We start from the raw sequence: 15,046 nt of genomic DNA, 5'->3' as shown, positions 1-15,046 counted from the left end.
ATTACCCGTCCTCCGCCCTGTTCCCCCGCGATGGTGTTATGAGTTATCAGGTTCTCGCACGTAAATGGCGTCCGCGCTCGTTCCGCGAAATGGTCGGCCAGACACATGTGCTCAAGGCCTTGATCAATGCGCTGGACAATCAGCGCCTGCACCATGCCTACCTGTTTACCGGTACCCGCGGCGTCGGCAAGACCACCATCGCGCGGATCATCGCCAAGTGCCTGAACTGCGAAACCGGCGTCAGCTCAACGCCTTGCGGCCAGTGCTCGGTATGCCGAGAGATTGACGAAGGGCGTTTCGTCGACCTGATTGAGGTCGACGCCGCGAGCCGCACCAAGGTCGAGGATACCCGCGAGCTGCTGGACAATGTGCAATACGCGCCCAGTCGCGGGCGCTACAAGGTCTATCTGATCGACGAAGTGCACATGCTCTCGTCGCACTCGTTCAACGCCCTGCTCAAGACCCTTGAAGAGCCGCCGCCCCACGTCAAGTTCCTGTTGGCCACCACTGACCCACAGAAGCTGCCGGTGACCATTCTCTCGCGCTGCCTGCAGTTCTCGTTGAAGAACATGCCGCCCGAGCGCGTGGTTGAACACCTCAGCCATGTGTTGAGCGTCGAGAACGTGCCATTTGAGGATGACGCCCTCTGGCTGCTTGGGCGAGCGGCCGACGGCTCGATGCGCGACGCCATGAGCCTGACCGACCAGGCGATCGCCTTCGGCGAGGGCAAGGTACTGGCGGCCGATGTGCGGGCCATGCTCGGCACGCTCGATCACGGCCAGGTCTACGGCGTGCTGCAGGCACTGCTCGAAGGCGATGCCAAGGCGTTGCTCGATGCGGTCCGCCATCTCGCCGAGCAGGGGCCGGATTGGGCTGGCGTGCTGGCCGAGATCCTCAATGTGCTGCACCGTGTCGCCATCGCCCAGGCGCTGCCGGAGGCAGTGGACAATGGCCAGGGCGATCGTGATCGGGTGCTGGCATTGGCCCAGGCGCTGCCGGCCGAAGATGTGCAGTTCTATTACCAGATGGGGTTGATCGGTCGACGTGATCTGCCGCTGGCGCCCGACCCGCGCAGCGGTTTCGAAATGGTGCTGCTGCGCATGCTGGCGTTCCGTCCGGCGGGCAGTGACGATGCGCCGCGAACATCGCTAAAGAACCTGGGAATCAGCCCGGCCACAGCTGATTCCGGACCTGCAGCGGTGGCCGACACGGCTCCGACTGGCGTGTCGCCCGCTCCATCGGCTGCGCCAACCAGCGACGTGCCGGCGTCAGCGCCTGTTGCAACCCGCCTTGCCGAATCGGCGGATTCACCAGCGCCCGAGCGCCCTGTCGTGGCTGAAGCGCCAGCGCCGCTCGAAGCAGAAGAACAGGCGCCGCCGCTGGTCGACCTGCCCTGGGATGAGCCGCCCGACGTGCCGCCGGTTGCGGTCGCGGCCGATGCCGTTCTGCCCGAACCGGTCCCGCTCGACAGCCCACCCGGGCAGGTGGCCTCGGTGGTGCAGGTCGAAGAGCCGGACGATGACGAGCCGCCGCTTACCGACGAAGATTACTTCGAGGTCGAGAATCAGGCTGAGGCCTACCTTGACGAACTGGACCAGGCGAGCGCCGAGCCGGCAATGGCTGAGCCGCTGCCTTCGGTCGAGCCTGCGACGGGAATGGCTGCCGAGTGGCTGGAGCTTTATCTCAAGCTCGGCCTGTCCGGTCTCACAGGGAGCATCGCGGCCAACTGTACGCTCATCGCCGTCGAAGATGATCGCTGGCTGATGCACCTCGATCCGGCACAGAGCGCGCTGTTCAACCCGACCCAGCAACGACGACTGAACGATGCGCTGAACCAGTACCATGGCCGCACCCTGCAGCTGGATATCGTGCTGCAGAAACCGGAGCAGGAAACCCCGGCGCAGGCTGCGCAACGCCGTCGTGCCGAGCGCCAGCGCGCAGCGGAGCAATCGATTCACTCGGACCCTCTGGTCCAGCAACTGATGCAGCAATTCTCGGCGGTGGTCCGTGAAGGCACCATCGAACCCGTAGAACAATCCGAACCCTGATCGAATTGAGGTGATATCCCATGATGAAAGGTGGCATGGCCGGCCTGATGAAGCAGGCGCAGCAGATGCAGGAAAAGATGCAGAAGATGCAGGAAGAGCTGGCGAATGCCGAGGTCACGGGCCAGTCGGGTGCCGGCCTGGTCAGCGTCGTGATGAACGGACGGCATGACGTCAAGCGCGTCAGCCTTGACGACAGCCTGATGCAGGAGGACAAGGAAATTCTGGAGGATCTGATCGCTGCTGCAGTCAACGATGCGGTGCGCAAGATCGAACAGAACAGCCAGGATAAGATGGCGGGCATGACCGCCGGGATGCAACTGCCACCCGGATTCAAGATGCCGTTCTGATTCGCGTCGATCCAGGCTGGAGGTTGCTGAGCACTGCCCGTCCATTATAGGGCGGCGTGCCAGGGGCCCCAGCCCCAGCCTTCAGCTTCGAGATGTCCATGAGCTTCAGCCCCCTGATTCGCCAACTCATCGATGCCCTGCGCATTCTTCCCGGTGTTGGGCAGAAAACCGCGCAGCGTATGGCGCTGCAGTTGCTCGAGCGTGATCGCAGTGGCGGTCTGCGCCTGGCGCAGGCGCTGGCAGCCGCGATGGAAGGCGTGGGTTACTGCCGGCAGTGCCGCACCCTGACCGAGGATGATTTGTGCCCGCAGTGCGCGGATCCACGGCGCGACGACTCTCTGTTGTGCGTGGTGCAAAGTCCAGTGGATGTATTCGCCGTGGAGCAGACCGGCTTCCGCGGGCGTTATTTCGTGCTCAAGGGGCATCTGTCCCCGCTCGATGGCCTGGGACCGGAAGCGATCGGTATCCCTGAGTTGCTTACCCGGGTGGCGGACGGAGCGTTCAGCGAGGTCATCCTGGCGACCAACCCGACGGTCGAGGGCGAGGCGACGGCGCACTACATCGCGCAGATGCTGATTCCAAAAGGGCTTACGATCAGTCGAATCGCCCACGGGGTACCCTTGGGCGGCGAGCTCGAACTGGTCGATGGCGGTACGCTGGCACACGCGCTGGCAGGTCGCAAACCGATCAGCCTATAACCTGAAGCGTTAACGTTATGACGTCTCGGTAGTGCCGTTTTGCGCATAGTTCGGGTAAAGTTCTAAGCCGGAAAAGTTAGATAACCTAATCGAATATGCTTCTTCGTTTTGGTTATATGCGCTGGCTATATGAATCGAGGTCGAAATGAAAGCAAAGCATTGGCTGGTTCCAGCTCTCCTGTTACTGAGTGCCTTCGCGCAGGCTCAGGAGAAGTTCAAGGTGGGCTACATCCGCGTGATGGATGACGCTCAGGCGATGGTTGCGCATGAGGCCGGGCTGTACAAGAAGCATGGCCTGGACGTCGAGCTGATCGAGTTCAGTTCCGGCACCGATCTGATCAAGGCCATCGTTGGCGGGCAACTGGACACCGGCGTGCTGGGCTTCACCAACGCGGTGGCCTGGGCCTCCAAGGGTGCTGACCTCAAGGTGGTAGGCGGTGCCCAGCAGGGCTACCACTCCATCGTGGCGCTTGAGGGTTCGGGCATCGAGAAGGTCGCCGACCTGAAGGGCAAGATCCTCGCATCCCAGAAAGAAGGGAGCACGGCCGATGCGGTGCTGCGCGGAGTCACGCTGAAGGACGCCGAACTCAAGCCGAGCGACGTCAACATCATGGGTGTCAGCCCCGCCGTGGCGGTGCAGTCGCTGGTATCCGGACGTGTCGATGCCGCTTTCCTGTTCGAGCCTTATGATCGTATCGCACAGCTGGTTGCGCCGGTTCAGCAGGTTTACGAGATCGGCGAAGTCTGGCCATTCCCATGCATGGTGGTGATCACCTCCGGCGATACCCTGGCCAAGCGCAAGGATGCCGTCTGGAAGTCTCTGGACGCTCAGCGCGAGGCCATCGAGATGCTCGACAAGCAGCCAGCCGAGGCGGCCAAGCTGATCGCGGACTACTTCATCGCCGAACCGACGCTCAAGACGCTCAAGCGTGGCGAGCTGGCTCGCGAGGTGGTCATTGAAGAGGCAATCGGTACCCAGACCTTCAGTGCCAAACTTGGCGAGGACGATCTGGCGCGCATCCAGGAGCTGGCGGACATTCTGCAGGAGCTCGGTTCGCTGAAGACCCGCGATGGCAAGCCGTTCGACACCAGCGCCATTGTCGATCTGTCCTGGCAGGAAGCTCGCGAGCTCTGATCGTCTGGTTTGCTGACACATGGGCCCGGCCTCGTGCCGGGTCGTTTGCATCGCCCGCATTGCCGGGCAATTTCGTTTCTGGATTTGCGGATTTTTATGCAACTCAGTTTTGAGGAAGTAGACAAGCGCTTCGGGCAGCTCGAGGTCATCAAGGGCTTCAGTGGTGAGTTCGCCCAGGGCGAGCTGGTTGCCCTGGTAGGTCCATCCGGCTGCGGCAAGTCGACCCTGCTGCACCTGGTGGCCGGGCTGGAAAAGCCCAGTGCAGGTCGCGTGCTCGCCGACGGCAAGCCGATTAGCGCACCTAGCCCGCGGCGCACGCTGGTGTTTCAGGAGCATGCGCTGTATCCCTGGCTGAGCCTGCAGGGCAACGTCGCCATGGCTCTTGAGCTGCAGGGCGTGGCCAAGGCCGACGCATTCGAGCAGGCGCAGGCCTGGCTCGAGCGCGTCGGGCTCAATGGCTTCGAGCATTACTACCCGCATCAGGTGTCTGGCGGCATGCGTCAGCGTACTGCCCTGGCCCGTGCATTCATCGCCAAGCCCGAGGTGCTGTTGCTGGACGAGCCGTTTGGTGCACTCGATGCCCTGACCCGCATGGCGCTGCAGGACGTTCTGCGCGAGTTGATCGAGGAGCATCAGCCGACCGTGCTGCTGGTCACCCATGACGTCGATGAGGCTCTGTATCTGGCCGACCACGTGCTGGTGTTCAGCGCGCGACCGACACGCGTGTTGAAAACCTTCAACTTCACTCACTGCGAGAAGAGCCACGACCTGTCCGACTTCGCCGCCGAGCGTAAGGAAATTCTCAGTCTGCTGGGTATCAAGACGGAGGTAACGCACCCATGAGCCAGGCACGTCGTCTTACCGGCCCGAAGAAATACCTTGCGGTCGTTCTGGCAATCCTGTTCATCCTGCTGATCTGGCAGGCTGCCGCCTGGAGCCTGCCGGCGTTCTTGATGCCTGGCATCCCGACCGTCTTCGAGCGCCTGTTCAGCACCATCCAGGAGCCGGAGTTCCGTGAAGGGCTTTACGGCAGCATGAGCCGCCTCGGCAGCGGCTACAGCTTCGCGCTGCTGTTCGGCATCGGCTTCGGTCTGGTCGGCGGGGTGCTGTTCTTCTTCCGGGAGATCCTGCGCTCGGCCATCGTCATTCTGCAGTCGATTCCGTCGATCGCCTGGGTGCCGCTGTTCCTCATCGTGATGGGTTTCGGCAATCTGCCGATCATCGTGGTGGTCGCCCTGGCCGCCTTCTTCCCGATGGCGCTGTCGGTGATGAACGCCACGGAGAGCGTGCAGCCGGTACACGTGTCGGCAGCGCGGGTGATGGGGGCGTCACGCTGGCAACTGCTGCGTCGTGTCTATCTGCCGGCGGTGATGCCAGAGCTGATCACGGGTGCCCAGTTGGCCTTCGGTAATGCCTGGCGTGCGCTCATTTCCGCTGAGATGCTTATTGGCTTCGGCCAGGGGCTCGGCCGTTCTCTGGCCTATTCCGGGGAGATCGCCGACATGGTGGGGGTGATGATGAACATCCTGGTCATCGCCATTCTCGCCACGTTGATCGATCAGGTGGTGCTGGAGAAGTTCAAGCAGCGGATGCTGCGCTATCAGTATGTCTGAGGACGCCTGAATGGCTGCTCTCCCGCGCCTCGTTCTCTGGCTTGCCTGGCTGATGCCGGCTGCGCTGCTTGCAGAGCCAATGCGAGTACAACTGCCCGAGCATCGGGTTCTGTCGAGCAGCGAAACGGAGAGCCTCGAGCCGGCCTTGGCCGAGCAACTGGCCGGAGCGCTCGGACGTCCCATGCAACTGGTGGCAGAAGGAGCGGCGGATGCCGATGTGCGCATGCTGGCAAGCGATCAGCGTGGCGGCAGCAGCTACTACCGTGCCATGCCGGCCGCGCTCGTCGCCACCGAGGGTGGTCCGGCTGTCTGGTCCGACCTCCGAAACCAGCCGGTGTGCATCAGCAGCGCCAGCCCTTACTCGGCACTGCTGAGTACTCGCTTCGCGGCCTTGCCGCGTGAGTATCCGAGCGCGGCGCACGCGCTCATTGGGCTCAAGCTTGGCGAATGCCGTGCAGTGGTCGATGACGACGTACTGCTTGCGCAGATCGCTGCCTTGCCGGAGTGGCGGCGCTACAAGCGTCTGTTGCCGGCGCTGTCCGATGCTGAAAGGCAGCTGAGGCTGAGCTCGGACGATGCAGGCCTGCAGCGGCAGATCGACACGTTTATCGCAAGTTGGTCAGCAGAAGGGCGGTTGGCGAAGCTCACGCAGCAGTGGATCGATGAGGTGGCGTTTCAGGCCTACGTGCTGGCTGACACTCTGGATTGCCATTGATCGAGACTGAGCTGCAGCCCAGGTTCTGTTCAGCGCTCGCTATCGATGACTTGTGGCAACATCCGTTGCAGCCCGGTGAGTTTGAGCGGCGCGCGGATATGCCCGCGCAACGTGCCATCGGGCGCGACCAGCGCCAGGTTGCCGCTGTGGCTGACACTGTAATCCCCTTGAGTGTCGGTGGCTGGTACGAAGGGGAGGCCCAGTGCCTTGGACAGCCGCTGCAGTTGCTGCAGGTCCCCGGTCAACCCGCTGAAGCCGGCGCGGTAGTAGCTCAGGTAGGTCTTCAATTGTTGCGGCGTGTCGCGGGCCGGGTCGGCGCTGACCAAGACCAGCTGCAGTCGCTCACGGGTTTCGGCCGGTAGCTGGGCGAACAGGCGACGCATATCGCTAAGTGTAGTGGGGCAGATGTCTGGGCAAGCGGTGAAACCAAAGAACAGGATATGCCAGCGTCCCCGCAGAGACGAGGTTCTGAACGGCTGCCCGTCCTGATTGATCAGCTCGATCTGCGGTATGGCACGCTCACGTGGCAGCAGCAGGATGTTCGCCTGGTCCAGCAAGGCATCGCGATCCAGAGCGAAGGCGGGGCCGGCGCAAGCCAGGGCGAGGGCAAGCAGGCCGCCCAAAAGCGTCTTAAACACGGGCAGGTTCCTTCAGGTTGCAGCGAATCGGCGGCACGCCGGCAGGTCGCCCTCAGCGGTCGCTCAGGGCAAAGGCGGTCAGCGTAAAGGTGGGAATGCCTATATCCTGCAGTTTCTGCGAGCCGCCCAGTTCGGGCAAATCGATAATCGCGGCAGCCTCATGGATGTTGGCGCGCATGCGTCTGACCAGTTGGGCTGCTGCGAGCAGTGTGCCACCGGTGGCGATCAGGTCATCGAACAGCAGCACCGAATCGCGTTCGCAGAGGCTGTCTGCGTGGATTTCCAGATGCGCTTCGCCGTATTCGGTGCAGTAGGCCTGTGACAGCACGTCTGCCGGCAGCTTGCCTTGTTTGCGGAAAAGCACCAGGGGTTTGTTCAGCTCATACGCAAGGATCGAGCCGACCAGAAAGCCGCGTGCGTCCAGGGCTCCAATATGGGTGAAGTCGGCTTCCACATAGCGCTGGATAAGGCTGTCGGCCACCATGCGCAGCGCCCTGGGCGACTGGAAGATCGGTGTGATGTCGCGAAACACAACGCCCGGCCGGGGAAAGTCGGGTACGGGGCGGATCAGGGTTTTGATGCTGAACTCGTCGAAGATCATCGGACTACTCCAAAACTCGCTGACTCAGACGTCCATGGCCCCGCCGGCAAGGGCGCACAGACCGATGGAGTCCAGAATGCGCACTTCCTTGCCCTCGGCCTCGAGCAGGCCGCTCTGCTGAAAGCGGGTGAATACGCGGGAAACGGTCTCAACCGCCAGCCCCAGGTAGTTGCCGATTTCGTTGCGCGACATCGGTAAGCGGAACTGGTTGGCCGAGAAGCCTCGTGCACTGAAACGCGCAGACAGGTTGATTAGAAAGGTTGCGATGCGCTCGTCGGCGGTCTTCTTGGAAAGCAGCAGCATCATCTGCTGATCGTCGCGAATTTCGCGGCTCATGATGCGCATCAGCTGGCGGCGCAGCTGCGGCAGCAACACACTCAGTTCGTCGAGCCGCTCGAAGGGGATTTCGCAGACCGACGTGGTTTCCAGGGCTTGCGCGGTTACCGGGTAGCTTTCCGTATCCATGCCGGATAGGCCGACCAGCTCGCTGGGCAAATGGAAGCCGGTGATCTGTTCCTCGCCGCCGTCAGTAACGCTGAACGTACGCAGGGCGCCAGAGCGCACGGCAAATACGGAACTGAAAGTTTCACCTTGCCGGAACAGGGTTTCACCTTTCTTCAGGGGCCGGCCGCGTTTGACGATATCGTCCAGAGCGTCCATGTCCTGCATGTTCAGCGACAGAGGCAGGCAAAGCCCGGAAAGGCTGCAATCCTTGCAGTGTGCTTGCCGCTGCGCACGGACCTTGATCGATTCGGACATAGGGGGCTTCCTGGAAAACCTGAATATAGCTCGCAAGGTTAACCCAGCTTGTCGGCCATAGCCAATCGGCACGAGGGTCGCAGGGCGAGCGATGCAAGCCGTCCGGTCGATGCCTAGATCACGCGTGAGTAGCCGTGAGCGGCATGCTCGGGTAGATAGTGATCGAACAGCATGCATATCGAGTGAGCCAGCAGGCGCCCGGTCGGCTGGATGATCAGGTGGGCATCCGTCAGCTCGATCAGTCCGTCTACTGCCATTTTCTCCAGCATAGGCCAGGGTTCGGCGAAATAACTCTTGAAATTGATGGCGTGCTCGCGCTCGATATGCTCGAAAGACAATTCGAAGTCGCAGATCAGCGCTTGAATGACGGCGCGACGAATGCGGTCGTCCCGGTTGCAGCGCAAGCCTTTGATGATGGGTAGTTGACCCTGATCCAACTGACGTTGGTAGTCGGAGATGTCGAGGCTGTTCTGGCAATAGAGATCGCCGACCTGGCTGATCGCCGAAACACCGAGTCCAACCAGATCGCAGTGTCCGTGAGTGGTGTAACCCTGGAAGTTGCGTTGCAAGCTGGCGTCTTCCTGGGCCATCGCCAGTTCGTCATCGGGCAGGGCAAAGTGATCCATGCCGATGTAGCGATATCCCGCATCGGTGAGCAGCTCGATGCTTTGTTCGAGCATGATCAGCTTTTCTGCGGAGTTTGGCAGTTCGGCGGGGTTGATGCGACGCTGTGACGGAAACTGCTCCGGCAGATGCGCATAGTTGAACAGTGACAGGCGATCCGGCTGGAGATCTATGACCGCCTGCACGGTTTTGGCGAAGCGCGTCGGGTCTTGCAATGGCAAGCCGTATGTCAGGTCGATGTTCAGCGAGCGATATTGCAACGTGCGTGCGGCTTCGATGATGGTGCGGGTTTGCTCTAGGGTTTGCATGCGATTGATCGCGCGTTGCACGTCCGGGTCCAGGTCCTGGAGGCTGATACTGATGCGATTGAATCCGAGCTCCCGGAGCAGGCCAATGGTTGGCCAGTCCGCTTCCCTGGGGTCGACTTCGATGCTGAAGTCGCCGTGGTCGTCGTCCTGCAGATGAAAGTGCTGGCGTAGCTGGTTCATCAGTCGCCGCAGATCGGCATGGCTGAGAAACGTCGGTGTGCCTCCGCCGAAATGCAGTTGCTCGACGATCTGGTCCTGGCCAAGGTGGCAGGCGATCAGCTCTATTTCCTTTTCCAGACGTTCCAGGTAGGGCCCCACGCGACCTCGATCCTTGGTGATCACCTTGTTGCGGCTGCAGTAATGGCAGGCATTGGCGCAGAAGGGCAGGTGGACGTACAGGGACAATGGCTGTGATGCCAGGCGGCTGCTGCGCAGGGCATGCAGCAGGTCGAAAGAGCCGACCTTGTCGTTGAACTGGGCCGCTGTCGGGTACGACGTATAACGCGGGCCAGCCTGATCGTAACGACGGATCAGGTCGGCATTCCAGCGAATGGAGTCGAGCATGTGGCGGGTCCGGTCAGGCAGCGGTGGCAGGATTCTAGGGGGAGCACCTGGCGCCGGACTTGACCTGTATCAAACTTGGTCTGACCCTAGCCAGCTGGACCGGATCGACGGTAAACCCGAAGGTTTTCCTGCATTTGTGGTCGGACGATCACGTCATGTCCCTTTATCAGCAGAGCCTCATATGGCCAAGGAGAGTTTCATGCACAGTCGCCAGCAAGAAATTGCAGCTGCGCTCAATGTATGCGCACCGTTCACGGGGGCGGAGGCGGTCCAGGCCGAGATCGAGCGCCGGGTGCACTTCATACAGCGCTGTCTACGTGAATCGGGAATGAAGACGCTGGTGCTGGGAATCAGCGGCGGGGTCGATTCGACCACTGCCGGCCTGCTGGCCCAGCGGGCGGTAGAGGGCCTGCGCGAGGCTGGGGAGGGCGACTACCGCTTCATTGCGGTGCGCCTGCCCTATCAGGTGCAGCATGACGAACACGAAGCCCAGCTCGCAGTGGATACGATCAAGCCCGACGAATGCCACACCGTGAATATCGGTACCGCCGTGCTCGGCCTGGCCGCAGCCACCGAGGCGCTCGATCCACTGAGCCCCGAGCAGCGCGACTTCGTGCTGGGCAACACCAAGGCGCGCATGCGCATGGTTGCCCAGTACACCATCGCCAATGCCCGGCAAGGCCTGGTCATCGGCACCGACCATGCCGCTGAGGCGGTGATGGGCTTCTTTACCAAGTTCGGGGACGGTGCGTGCGATCTGACACCGCTGGCCGGTCTGGTGAAGGATCAGGTCCGGCAACTGGCCGCCGCGCTGGGCGCGCCGGAACAGCTGGTGCACAAGGTGCCGACCGCGGATCTGGAGGAGCTGACACCGGGCAAGCCCGATGAGGCGGCGCATGGCGTGAGTTATCGTAATATCGACGACTTCCTGCAAGGCAAGCCGGTTCCTGACGAGGCGGCGCTTATCATCGTCGAGACCTACGACAAGACCGCGCACAAGCGCCAACTGCCCAAGGAACCATGAAGCAGCTGCCGGCGCTAGTGCGCGTGGCCGCCCTGCGATGTTGCTGAGCCATGCCCCATCAGCCATTGCTGGTGCGGGCCGGGCATGGTCCAGATGCCGAACAGAATGACCATTATTCCACCGACGACCCGGACTCCGCGCTTGCGCAATAGTGCGGTCAAGCGTTCGGCGGCGACGCCAGTAGCAAGCAGTACAGGCCAGGTGCCGATGCCGAACGCCAGCATCAACAGTGCGCTATCCAGTGCATCGCCCTGGCTGGCTGACCACAGCAGCGTGCTGTAGACCAGTCCGCACGGCAGCCACCCCCAAAGTGCACCCAGCACCAGGGCGCGTGGTAGGCTGGTAACCGGCATCAATCTACTGGCGACAGGTTGAATATGTCGCCAAAGCCCGCGGCCAAGCGCCTCGACGCGGGTCAGGCCGCTCCACAAGCCGGCCAGATAGAGGCCCATGCTGATCAGCAAGAGGGCAGCCATGACGCGCAAAGCCATGGCTGCAGGACTGTTCGCCACTGCCCAGCCTGCCAGTCCGATTAGAAAGCCGGCAACGGCATAGCTCGATACACGTCCCAGGTTGTACATGATCAGCAGGCGCAAACGTCTGGAGCGCTGCTCCGGTGGTATCGCCATGGTCAGGGCGCCCATCAGGCCACCACACATGCCGAGACAGTGACCGCCTCCCAACAATCCCAGTACCAGGGCGGACAGCAACAGTGGTGCCAGTTCATTCACCTTTGTGTTGCTCCGCCTGGTTTTCGGGTGCGGCTTCTGGATCGGCTGCGGCAGGCCGTTTCGGCTCATCGTCATCGAACAGGATGCTGTGTGCCGGGCCGTCGAGGTCATCGAACTGGCCGCTATCCACCGCCCAGAAAAATACCCAGATAGCCAGCGCCACCAGGACCACCGCGACAGGGATCAGGATATACAGAGCGGCCATCGGGACCTCCAGAATCTGAAGCGAAAGTCTTCAGCGAATGATAAGCGCATGGCGGGCGTATCCAACGGGGTAGGGATCACCGCCTTGCGGCACGTTTCAATCGGCGCTCAACTGACGGCCTCGGGTTGGCGCGTCAGTCGAAGAGCGTTCAATACCACCAGCAATGAGCTGATCGACATGCCCAGTGCCGCCCAAAGCGGCGTGACCCAGCCAATCGCGGCGAATGGCAAAATCAGGCCATTGTACAGGCTTGCCCAGGCAAGGTTTTCGATGATGATGCGCCGGCTGCGGCGCGCAACGACGAACGCCTGTGCCAGACTGCCCAGACGATTGGAGAGCAGGACGGCATCGGCGCTGGTTTTCGCCAGATCGGTGGCTGAGCCCATGGCGACGCTGATGTCAGCCGCGGCGAGGATGGGCACGTCGTTGACCCCGTCTCCGAGCATCAACACCCGATGCCCCTGGGCTTGCAGTGCCTGCAAGCGGGCCAGCTTCGCAGCTGGTGTCATGCCGCCTTCGGCCTGGTCGATACCCAGCTCGGTGGCAATCTGTCCGACCATCGGCGAGCTGTCTCCGGACAACAGCAGCGTCTGCCAGCCGCGGCGCCGACAGGCTTCGAGCAGCGCCGGAGCGTCGTCACGAAGGCGATCATCCAGTACCAGCCAGGCCAGCGGCCCCTGCCCATCGCCCAGCAACAGCCATTGCCCCTGTTGTCCCGGAATCGTCGGCGCGGATTGGCCATAGCCATCGGCAACGAAATTCGGCTGGCCTATGCGCAGAATCCGTCCGTTGACGCTGCCCTGCAGGCCGAGGCCCGGCACGCTCTCGACGGACTCGGCTGCCAGTGGTGCACGTCCGAAGGCGCGCGCAATCGGGTGCTCTGAGCGGTTTTCGAGAGCCGCGGCCAGGGCCAGGCAGGTATCGGTGTCGAGCGGGCCTAGCGTATGCACGGCAGTGAGTGTCAGGCGTCCCTCGGTCAGGGTGCCGGTCTTGTCGAACACTACGGTATCGACGTGATTGAGGCCCTCCAGCACGTGCCCACGAGTCAGCAGCAGCCCGAGCTTGTGCAAGGTGCCGGTAGCCGTAGTCAAGGCTGTGGGCGTCGCCAGCGACAAGGCGCAGGGGCAGGTCGCCACCAGCAGTGCGAGGACGATCCAGAACGCCCGTTGCGGATCGATCTGCCACCAGACCAGGCCCACGATGCTGGCTACCGCCAGGACCACCAGCAGGAACCATTGCGCGACCCGGTCAGCCAGCTCCGCAAGCTTCGGCTTATCCGCCTGGGCGCGCTCCAGCAACCGAACGATGGCTGACAGACGTGTGTCGTCGCCCAAGGCCTGGACTTCGACGGTCAGCGGGCCTTCCACGTTCAGCGTGCCGGCCGTGACCGCGTCGTCCACGCCGCGCGGCAGAGGCAGGTACTCGCCAGTCAGGAGCGACTCGTCGACACTGGACTGCCCGCTGATGATCGTCCCGTCCGCTGGAATCAGCCCACCGGGCTGAACCAGTACGTGATCTCCGAGCCTTAGCTCGCTGAGCAGGATGCGGGCGCCGTGGCCTTCAGCGTCGAGCCTCAGGCAGGAGGCGGGCAAGAGGTTGACGAGCTGAGCGGTGGCGGCCGCGGTGCGCTCGCGGGCTCTTCGTTCGAGATAGCGGCCCGCCAACAGGAACAAGGCGAACATGCCGACCGCATCGAAATAGAGTTCGCCCTGACCCGTGATCGTGGACCAGATACCGGCGACATACGCGCCGCCAATGGCCAGAGAAACCGAAACATCCATGGTCAGGTGGCGGGTGCGTATGTCGCGCACCGCTCCCTTGAAGAAGTCGGTGCAGCAGTAGAAGACGATGGGCGTGGTCAGCAACAGGGCGGTCCAGCGCAGGGTGACGAAGAAGCTCTCCGACAGGTCGAGGTTGAACTCGGGCCAGGTGGCCATGGTGGCCATCATGACCTGCATCCACAGAAGGCCGGCGACGCCCAGCTGGCGCAGGGAGCGACGGTTCTCGCTGGCCAGGCGCTCCGCGGCCTCGTCGGCCCGATAGGGATGCGCGGCGTAGCCGATGCGTCGTAGCTCGGCCAGCAGTTCGCTGAGCGGCAGCTGGGAATCGCTCCAGCGCACGTTCAGGCGGTGATTGGAGAGATTGAGGGTTGCTTCGGCGATACCGTTCAGGTTGCGCAGATGACGCTCGATCAGCCAGCCGCAGGCGGCGCAGCTGATGCCTTCGATCATCAGGGAGGTACTGGCCAGCTCGCCCTGATGCTGCACGAATGGCTGTTGCACGTCCTTGCGGTCGTACAGTGCCATCTCCTCGCCCAGCTCCTGAGGCAGGGCCTGAGGGTTGATCGCGGTGTCGCTGCGGTGCTGATAGTAGCTTTCCAGCCCGCCGTTGACGATCGCCTGAGCAACCGCCTGGCAGCCTGGGCAGCACAAGGCCCGCGTCTCACCCAGCACGCGGGCCTGGAAATGGCTGCCGGCGGGAACCGGCAGGCCACAGTGGTAGCAGGGAAGGGGCTTTGCCATCAGCGGCTCAGGGCTTCAGTTCGAGCGCGCGGCCGGCTTCGATGGTTTTTTCCTCGAAAAGACGCCAGTCCTGGTCGCCCTCGCGGCCAAGCAGCTCGACGAAGCGCCGTCCATTGATCGGCTCTTGCATCTGGCCTTGATAAAAGCCGTCACCTTGAGGCTGCAGGATGATACGCCGGTCACGCTCGGGTTGGGTCGGCGAGAGCAGGTTGAGCACCAGCTGCTGGGGCCGACTCGCGCCGCTCAGCTGCAATTCCGCGAGGCCGCGTTCGTCGTTGAGAACGATGCGAGCATGTATCTCGAGGCGCTCGGCCAGCTTCTCGCGCTCCAGCGATTGATTGATGCCCTTGCCTGCGTCGTAGTAGTTGTCCGCGACGAGCGTGTCGGCGTTTCGGATCGCAATGGTCAGCATCGACAAGCCGAGTACCACCGCGATCAGCAGGATCGCGATGACGAACCAGGCCCAGAACTGGGTGTACCACCGCGTTTGTTCGTTTTCAGAGCGCATGAATTA

General features: G+C 62.5%; 16 protein-coding genes. 8 read left to right on the top strand and 8 right to left on the bottom strand.

Annotated elements, in window-relative coordinates; translation table 11 throughout:
- Positions 1–38: 38 nt before the first annotated feature.
- From dnaX to B597_RS39665, 7 genes are all read left to right on the top strand, one after another.
- Positions 39–2,048 (top strand): DNA polymerase III subunit gamma/tau, encoded by a 2,010-nt coding sequence (gene dnaX / locus B597_RS39695; RefSeq protein ID WP_024162345.1) that lies wholly within the window; start codon positions 39–41, stop codon positions 2,046–2,048.
- A 20-nt stretch (positions 2,049–2,068) separates the two neighbouring features.
- The gene (locus B597_RS39690; RefSeq protein ID WP_003294866.1) at positions 2,069–2,395 is read left to right on the top strand and encodes a YbaB/EbfC family nucleoid-associated protein; all 327 of its coding nucleotides are present in this window, start codon (positions 2,069–2,071) and stop codon (positions 2,393–2,395) included.
- Positions 2,396–2,493: 98 nt separating this feature from the next.
- Positions 2,494–3,093 carry a recombination mediator RecR gene (gene recR / locus B597_RS39685; protein WP_003294863.1) on the top strand — a complete coding sequence of 200 codons (600 nt, stop codon included), beginning with the start codon at positions 2,494–2,496 and terminating at the stop codon, positions 3,091–3,093.
- 145 nt (positions 3,094–3,238) lie between these two features.
- Positions 3,239–4,228: an ABC transporter substrate-binding protein gene (locus B597_RS39680; RefSeq protein ID WP_003294861.1), complete on the top strand. Its 990-nt coding sequence runs from the start codon at positions 3,239–3,241 to the stop codon at positions 4,226–4,228.
- A 96-nt stretch (positions 4,229–4,324) separates the two neighbouring features.
- Complete coding sequence (locus B597_RS39675) at positions 4,325–5,071, top strand: ABC transporter ATP-binding protein (protein WP_003294859.1); 747 nt, start codon at positions 4,325–4,327, stop codon at positions 5,069–5,071.
- Positions 5,068–5,841, top strand: a complete 774-nt coding sequence (locus tag B597_RS39670) for an ABC transporter permease (RefSeq protein ID WP_024162344.1) — start codon at positions 5,068–5,070, stop codon at positions 5,839–5,841. The genes B597_RS39675 and B597_RS39670 overlap by 4 nt, the downstream gene beginning before the upstream one ends.
- 10 nt (positions 5,842–5,851) lie before the next feature.
- Positions 5,852–6,556, top strand: coding sequence for a type 2 periplasmic-binding domain-containing protein (locus tag B597_RS39665; protein WP_003294855.1), 705 nt, complete (start codon positions 5,852–5,854; stop codon positions 6,554–6,556).
- A 29-nt stretch (positions 6,557–6,585) separates the two neighbouring features.
- Here B597_RS39665 and B597_RS39660 read toward each other — a convergent pair whose 3' ends face one another.
- The 4 genes from B597_RS39660 to hemN all read right to left on the bottom strand — a co-directional run bounded on the left by B597_RS39660 (position 6,586) and on the right by hemN (position 10,050).
- The gene (locus B597_RS39660; RefSeq protein WP_003294854.1) at positions 6,586–7,194 is read right to left on the bottom strand and encodes an SCO family protein; all 609 of its coding nucleotides are present in this window, start codon (positions 7,192–7,194) and stop codon (positions 6,586–6,588) included.
- A gap of 52 nt (positions 7,195–7,246) precedes the next feature.
- Positions 7,247–7,795: an adenine phosphoribosyltransferase gene (locus B597_RS39655; protein ID WP_003294853.1), complete on the bottom strand. Its 549-nt coding sequence runs from the start codon at positions 7,793–7,795 to the stop codon at positions 7,247–7,249.
- Between the two features lie 24 nt (positions 7,796–7,819).
- Positions 7,820–8,554, bottom strand: coding sequence for a fumarate/nitrate reduction transcriptional regulator Fnr (fnr, locus tag B597_RS39650; protein ID WP_003294851.1), 735 nt, complete (start codon positions 8,552–8,554; stop codon positions 7,820–7,822).
- Between the two features lie 113 nt (positions 8,555–8,667).
- On the bottom strand, positions 8,668–10,050 hold the full coding sequence (gene hemN, locus B597_RS39645) for an oxygen-independent coproporphyrinogen III oxidase (RefSeq protein WP_003294849.1): 1,383 nt from the start codon (positions 10,048–10,050) through the stop codon (positions 8,668–8,670).
- A gap of 199 nt (positions 10,051–10,249) precedes the next feature.
- Here hemN and nadE point away from each other — a divergent pair, with 199 nt between their 5' ends.
- On the top strand, positions 10,250–11,074 hold the full coding sequence (gene nadE, locus B597_RS39640; RefSeq protein WP_003294847.1) for an ammonia-dependent NAD(+) synthetase: 825 nt from the start codon (positions 10,250–10,252) through the stop codon (positions 11,072–11,074).
- Between the two features lie 14 nt (positions 11,075–11,088).
- On the opposite strand, the gene B597_RS39635 is transcribed toward nadE, so the two are convergent.
- The 4 genes from B597_RS39635 to B597_RS39620 form a co-directional block, all read right to left on the bottom strand.
- Entirely contained in the window at positions 11,089–11,805 is a 717-nt protein-coding gene (locus B597_RS39635) for a sulfite exporter TauE/SafE family protein (protein WP_003294846.1), read from the bottom strand.
- Positions 11,798–12,010 carry a cbb3-type cytochrome oxidase assembly protein CcoS gene (ccoS, locus tag B597_RS39630; protein ID WP_003294844.1) on the bottom strand — a complete coding sequence of 71 codons (213 nt, stop codon included), beginning with the start codon at positions 12,008–12,010 and terminating at the stop codon, positions 11,798–11,800. Before ccoS ends, B597_RS39635 begins: the two co-directional genes overlap by 8 nt.
- A gap of 107 nt (positions 12,011–12,117) precedes the next feature.
- Positions 12,118–14,532 carry a heavy metal translocating P-type ATPase gene (locus tag B597_RS39625; RefSeq protein ID WP_003294843.1) on the bottom strand — a complete coding sequence of 805 codons (2,415 nt, stop codon included), beginning with the start codon at positions 14,530–14,532 and terminating at the stop codon, positions 12,118–12,120.
- Between the two features lie 7 nt (positions 14,533–14,539).
- The gene (locus B597_RS39620) at positions 14,540–15,040 is read right to left on the bottom strand and encodes a FixH family protein (RefSeq protein WP_024162342.1); all 501 of its coding nucleotides are present in this window, start codon (positions 15,038–15,040) and stop codon (positions 14,540–14,542) included.
- Positions 15,041–15,046: the final 6 nt, after the last annotated feature.

The sequence above is a fragment of the Stutzerimonas stutzeri KOS6 genome (assembly GCF_000307775.2).
Classification (GTDB): Bacteria; Pseudomonadota; Gammaproteobacteria; order Pseudomonadales; family Pseudomonadaceae; genus Stutzerimonas; species Stutzerimonas stutzeri_B.
This window is presented reverse-complemented; position numbering and strand designations above follow the sequence as displayed.

Coding starts and splice junctions, on each gene's coding strand:
- hemN (WP_003294849.1), bottom strand. CDS start 10,050: ATGCTCGACTCCATTCGCTGGAATGCCGACCTGATCCGTCGTTACGAT.
- B597_RS39670 (WP_024162344.1), top strand. CDS start 5,068: ATGAGCCAGGCACGTCGTCTTACCGGCCCGAAGAAATACCTTGCGGTC.
- B597_RS39680 (WP_003294861.1), top strand. CDS start 3,239: ATGAAAGCAAAGCATTGGCTGGTTCCAGCTCTCCTGTTACTGAGTGCC.
- fnr (WP_003294851.1), bottom strand. CDS start 8,554: ATGTCCGAATCGATCAAGGTCCGTGCGCAGCGGCAAGCACACTGCAAG.
- B597_RS39620 (WP_024162342.1), bottom strand. CDS start 15,040: ATGCGCTCTGAAAACGAACAAACGCGGTGGTACACCCAGTTCTGGGCC.
- ccoS (WP_003294844.1), bottom strand. CDS start 12,010: ATGGCCGCTCTGTATATCCTGATCCCTGTCGCGGTGGTCCTGGTGGCG.
- B597_RS39665 (WP_003294855.1), top strand. CDS start 5,852: ATGGCTGCTCTCCCGCGCCTCGTTCTCTGGCTTGCCTGGCTGATGCCG.
- B597_RS39655 (WP_003294853.1), bottom strand. CDS start 7,795: ATGATCTTCGACGAGTTCAGCATCAAAACCCTGATCCGCCCCGTACCC.
- nadE (WP_003294847.1), top strand. CDS start 10,250: ATGCACAGTCGCCAGCAAGAAATTGCAGCTGCGCTCAATGTATGCGCA.
- B597_RS39675 (WP_003294859.1), top strand. CDS start 4,325: ATGCAACTCAGTTTTGAGGAAGTAGACAAGCGCTTCGGGCAGCTCGAG.
- B597_RS39690 (WP_003294866.1), top strand. CDS start 2,069: ATGATGAAAGGTGGCATGGCCGGCCTGATGAAGCAGGCGCAGCAGATG.
- recR (WP_003294863.1), top strand. CDS start 2,494: ATGAGCTTCAGCCCCCTGATTCGCCAACTCATCGATGCCCTGCGCATT.
- B597_RS39625 (WP_003294843.1), bottom strand. CDS start 14,532: ATGGCAAAGCCCCTTCCCTGCTACCACTGTGGCCTGCCGGTTCCCGCC.
- dnaX (WP_024162345.1), top strand. CDS start 39: ATGAGTTATCAGGTTCTCGCACGTAAATGGCGTCCGCGCTCGTTCCGC.